Here is a 4,904-nt window from a genome sequence, read left to right on the forward strand (position 1 = left end):
ACCGCGGCACGATCGTGCAGGTCGGCTCCGCCCTGGCCTATCGGGGCATTCCGCTGCAGTCGGCCTATTGCGGTGCCAAGCACGCGATCCGCGGCTTCACCGACAGCCTGCGCACCGAACTGATCCATGACGGCAGCCGCATCCGGCTCACCACCGTGCACCTGCCGGCGGTGAACACGCCGCAGTTCGATTGGGCGCGCACCCACATGAAATGCCAGCCGCGGCCGGCCGGGCAGGTCTACGAGCCGGAGGTCGCCGCCGAAGCGATCTGCCATGCCGCCCGTCATGCGGACCGGGAATACTGGCTGGGCGGCAGCACCGACCTGGCGATCCTGGGCGACATGGCGGCACCCGGCCTGGCCGACCACTATCTGGCCGCCACCACGGTCGCGGGCCAGTGCCGGCCCGCCCCCACCGGCCTGGAGCGGCGGGACAATCTGTTCCAGCCCGTGCCGGGCGGCCACGCATTGCGCGGATCGTTCAGCCAGGAGGCCAAGACCGACGCCCTGCGCCTGACCGGATCGAGCGCCCGTCTGCTCACCGCGGCGGGTGCTTTGGGCCTGGCGGCGCTGGTGGGCTTCACCCTGCGCGGCCGGACCTGACGGCGCATCCCTGGACGGTGACGGCAGACGGGCTGCTTGGTCCCTAGCCGCCGCTGTCCAGCCGCAGCAGGGCGACCCGCTCGGCCTCCGGGTCGTGCTCGGCCAGCCGCAGCAGCAGCTTGGACAGCTCGGCCTGGGCGGCCAGCTGGATACGCTCGAGATCGTCCAGCTCGGCGGGCGCGATGTTGCCATCGAGCTGGCTGTTCAGTTGCAGGAGCAGGTCGATCGCGCGTTGCACGTCATCCCCGATCATGTCGCACCTCCAGCCCGGCAACCGCGCAGGGGCGACAGGGTTGCCGGCGGGCGGGCATGGCCATTGGCCGCAGCCGTCCGGAAAGGCATCGCTCCCATTCGATCCCTGACGCGGACAATCCCTGACGCCGCTTCTTCTTTCCTGGCCCGGTCAGGCACCGCCGGGCCGGCGCGTCTGGCCTGAGCGGCGACGAGTGTCACGATCATTCCATGCTTCGATATTTCATAATATCCCTACGAGGAAATTGAACAGGCACCATTCCGCAGCGATCGATGGGAGGAACAGGCCAGCCATCCCACCGATCGCTGCGGCCTGATCAGCCGAAGAAAGCCTGCTTCGGGGTCACCGAATCGATGTCGGCCGCGAAGAGCGCGGTGACGCCGAACAGGGTGATGGTGCCCGTGGTGGCGACCGGTGCGTCGGGGGCAAAGGCGAACTGCTCGGTGTCGAGCACCAGGGAGGTCCTGGTCTGGCCATCGTACGTGACCGCCTGCAGCGAGATACCGGCGTCGCCGGCCCCGAGCGTGCCGTTGCCGTCGGTGTCGAGATCCTGGAAGGTAACCGTCTTTGATGCGGCTCCCTCGCCGGTCGCCGGATGCCCCTCGCCAAAGTAGGTGAGCTGCAGCCGGTCCTGGCCGCGGGTGAAGTCGACGATCAGGTCGTTGGCCTCGGCTACCCAGGAATCAGACTCATCGAGCGACACGAAGACGTCGGCGAAGTGGGCGGCGAACAGGTCGTGGCCGCTGCCGCCGATCAGGATGTCCTGGCCGCTGCCGCCGACGATCTTGTCGTCGCCCATGTTGCCGTTCAGGACGTCGTCGCCGCCCTTGCCCCACAGGATGTCGTCGCCGACCCCGCCGCTGACCTGGTCGTTGCCGAAGCTGGCGTTGATGTAGTCGTCGCCGGTGCCGCCGCGCATGGTGTCGTCGCCCAGCCCGCCCTCGATCCGGTCATTGCCGTCGCCGGCATCGACCGTGGCCGAGGGGTAGGACGCCTCATCGATGTCATCGACACCAAGGAAGATGTCGTCATCGCCAGTGCCGCCATAGATGACGCTCTTGCTGTAGGGGGCGAAGATGAAGTCGTCGCCGGCCCCTCCGAGCAGCAGGTGCTCGCCGTCGAGCAGGATGAACTCGCCGTTGACGACCTTATGGTTGGCGGGCTGCTCGATGTGGTCGTCGCCCTCCTGGCCGAAGATCGTATTGTTGCCTGGCCCGCCATACAGGCGGTCATCGCCGCTTCCGCCATAGAGGCGGTCGTCGCCGGCCCCTCCGTGCAGCAGGTCCGTTCCACCGCTACCAAACAGCAGGTCGTTGCCCTGGTCGCCGAAGAGCGCGTCGTCGCCCTCTTCGCCCTGCAGCGTGTCGTTGCCGGTCCAGCCGGTCAGGCTGTCGTTGCCGTCATTGCCCCGCAGGATGTCGTCGCCGGCATCGCCCATCAGGCGGTCGTCGCCGCCATGGCCCTTGATCAGATCGTTGCCGCTGCCGCCGCTGGCGAGGTTGTCACCCGGCCCCACCTCGATCACGTCGTCGCCGCCATGACCGCGCAGCTCGTCATTCCCTTCCAGGCCGAAGATGAGGTCGCGGTTGTCGGTACCGTCCAGAACGTCGTCGTTGATGGTGCCGGTCACCACGGCCATGGCGCTTGCTCCCCTGGGCAGTCTCGAGGAGCTGCCGGATCATGATGGAAGGAGGCGGCCGGGTTGCGCGGCGGGGCAAGGTGCCGGCCTGCGCCGACATGTCTCTGGATTCATGAACATTTCAACATGAATCCACCTTGTGGAAGGCAATTACGTGAAGATCGCTGTTGTCCGGCTACAGACCGGGCGGCGCAGGGAGGCCGGCATGCGCCATTCCCATTGCGGGTGGCAGCGAGCCGGGGCCGGCTCGTGGTGCAGGCCCGCCACCTGAACTGCTTCAGTGCGGCTGCGCGGTCCGTTCCGGCGGGGCCATGAAGGCATCCGGCAGGCCGCCGGGCAGGCTGCCGACCAGCTCGACGAGGTCGGCGAGCTCGCGCAGATGTTCGCCGATCACCGGGCTCGCCTGGTCGAGCACCGCGGCCGAGCGCAGGAAGTGCCGGTGCAGGCTCATGCGCAGCTCCGGGCTGCCGGTCTCGGCCAGGGCGGCGGTGATGCATACTGTGGCCTCGCGGGCCGCAATGGCCTGCAGGTGCACGATCTTCACCAGCTCGGCCAGGTTCATGTCGGTCATCTTCGCATCTCCTGCCGGCTTGCGCGGCCGGCACCCCGGCAGGGAACGGCAGCCGCCGCATCGGCGGCCTCGATCACGCGGCCTGCGGGCCGCTGGCTGTCATCGATCGACGCGGGGGAAGGATGGGTCGGCATGATGGCTGCTCCGTGGCCGTGCCTGTGTCACCATGCCGGAATCTATCGGACGGCCAGCCTCGTCATGATGACCAAGATCACAGCTGGCGCCCCGGGCCGGCAGCATCGCGCGCGGCAGCACTGCTGCCAGGTGGAACCGCCTGATCGACGATCGCGCTAGCCGACCGTCCGGACCTCCAGCTGCGTCATCCTGGGCAGGATGATGCAGCCAAAGGTCACCCGCTCGGCGGGCGGCACGTAGCGATGGTCCCAGCAGGCGTGGACCTTGCCGTCCGGGGTGGCCAGGGCGAGCACCTTGCGGGGATCGACCGGCCACCAGCGGCCGTACACCTGGATCTCCTCCTCGCCGGTCGCGCGGTTCAGGCGGTAGGGCACCACCTGGCAGTCATTCCTGCTGCAGCACGGGAAGCCGCGGGGAGAGAGCAGCCCCTCGTACCAGTCATGGCCACCGGCCGGCCCGGCCGGCAACAGAGGGAGCAGCGCCAGGGTGAGGCAGGATGCGCGCATGGCTGTCCTCCAGCCCTGCCGCCGCAATCCGCTGGTGCCGGTGGGCGACAGGGCGGAGCAGCCTACGCCTTTCGGGATGCCCGTCGGACTCCCTTATGCGAGCATGGCCGGCCGCCCCGCCGGTCGGCGCGATCCAGCCAAGCCTTTGAAAGACGGAGCCGGATAGGTACGATTCGGCACGACCTTGCAGCGCATGCAGCCGGCCAGGGTCAGCCGCTTCGACCTCGAGGAGACCCTGCGCTTGGCAGGCCCGCATCTGCCCGTGTCGCGCCTTCTGGCCGCCAGCGGCTCGCCCGGTGCACAGGCGGACGGGCCGGCCGTGCGTAAGGGGCGCCGGCGCGCGCCGGCGAAGGATGGCAGTGCCGGCGATCAGGCCGGCCCGTCCATGCGCGATTTGATCCTGGCGGTCGCGACGGAACTGTTCACCCTGAACGGGTTTCGCGGCACCAGCTTTGCCGACATCGCCCAGATCCTGAACATCACCACCACCAACATCCATTATCATTTCAAGAACAAGCAGGGGCTGGCCGCCGAGGCGCTCGACCGCTACGCGGCCCGCGTGTCCGAGCATTTTTTGCGGATCTGGCGGGACGAGCAGTCCAGCCTCACGGCGAAGATCGAGGCCACCATCGAGTTCAACCGGGCCTCGTACTACCGCTTCAACCAGGAGGGCCAGCCCGGCCGGGTGTGGAGCCTGCTCACGCGGTTTGCCGGGGATTCCGAGGTGGTCAGCGACGGGATCCGGCAGCGCATCGCGCAGTTCCGGGCCGAGGTGCTGGCGGCCGTGGAGTTCGCCCTGGATCTGGCGGTGAGCCGCGGCGAACTCCAGGCTGGCCTGCCGCGGGCCGAGCTGGCGCGCATGCTGAGCTATGCGTTCGCCTATGCCGGCGAGATCGCGCGGGACAGCGGCGGCTTCGCGGCGGTCGAGGCGAACTACCGGGTCCTGCTCGCCACCCTGCTGCGCGCCTACGGAACGAACCCGGCGGCAGCGGCGGTTCTCAGAGATCCAGGACGAGCCGGGCAGTCTTCGCGCGGGAAACGCAGGGCAGGATGAGTTCCCCGGCATTCTGCTCGTCCTCGAGCAGGAATTCGTCGCGATGGTCCGGGACGCCGGCCAGCACCCGGGTGAGGCAGGTGCCGCAGATGCCCTGCTCACAGGAGGTCTCCAGCGCCACGCCCCGCTCGATCAGCACGTCCG

The 4,904-nt window shown here is 68.7% G+C and carries 7 protein-coding genes; 2 read left to right on the forward strand and 5 right to left on the reverse strand.

The features are described 5' to 3' along the window. Positions 1–602 (forward strand): SDR family NAD(P)-dependent oxidoreductase (locus VNS22_RS02020; RefSeq protein ID WP_325729084.1); only part of this gene is annotated, 602 nt, incomplete at its 5' end. 43 nt (positions 603–645) lie between these two features. Here the strand turns inward: VNS22_RS02020 and VNS22_RS02025 are convergent. From VNS22_RS02025 to VNS22_RS02040, 4 genes are all read right to left on the reverse strand, one after another. Further along, a complete protein-coding gene (locus VNS22_RS02025) occupies positions 646–855 on the reverse strand; it encodes a hypothetical protein (protein ID WP_325729086.1) in 210 nt (69 codons plus the stop codon). Positions 856–1,171: 316 nt separating this feature from the next. Further along, positions 1,172–2,494, reverse strand: a complete 1,323-nt coding sequence (locus VNS22_RS02030; protein WP_325729087.1) for a calcium-binding protein — start codon at positions 2,492–2,494, stop codon at positions 1,172–1,174. Positions 2,495–2,771: 277 nt separating this feature from the next. Then, complete coding sequence (locus tag VNS22_RS02035) at positions 2,772–3,065, reverse strand: hypothetical protein (protein ID WP_325729089.1); 294 nt, start codon at positions 3,063–3,065, stop codon at positions 2,772–2,774. Between the two features lie 290 nt (positions 3,066–3,355). Then, positions 3,356–3,706: a hypothetical protein gene (locus VNS22_RS02040; RefSeq protein ID WP_325729091.1), complete on the reverse strand. Its 351-nt coding sequence runs from the start codon at positions 3,704–3,706 to the stop codon at positions 3,356–3,358. Between the two features lie 193 nt (positions 3,707–3,899). Between VNS22_RS02040 and VNS22_RS02045 the strand changes: the two genes are divergently transcribed. Beyond that, positions 3,900–4,760, forward strand: a complete 861-nt coding sequence (locus VNS22_RS02045) for a TetR/AcrR family transcriptional regulator (protein WP_325729095.1) — start codon at positions 3,900–3,902, stop codon at positions 4,758–4,760. On the opposite strand, the gene VNS22_RS02050 is transcribed toward VNS22_RS02045, so the two are convergent. Next, positions 4,705–4,904: 2Fe-2S iron-sulfur cluster binding domain-containing protein (locus VNS22_RS02050; protein ID WP_325729093.1), on the reverse strand; the 200-nt coding region annotated here is incomplete at its 5' end. The genes VNS22_RS02045 and VNS22_RS02050 overlap by 56 nt on opposite strands.

It is taken from the genome of Geminicoccus sp., from assembly GCF_035556675.1.
Lineage (GTDB): Bacteria > Pseudomonadota > Alphaproteobacteria > Geminicoccales > Geminicoccaceae > Geminicoccus.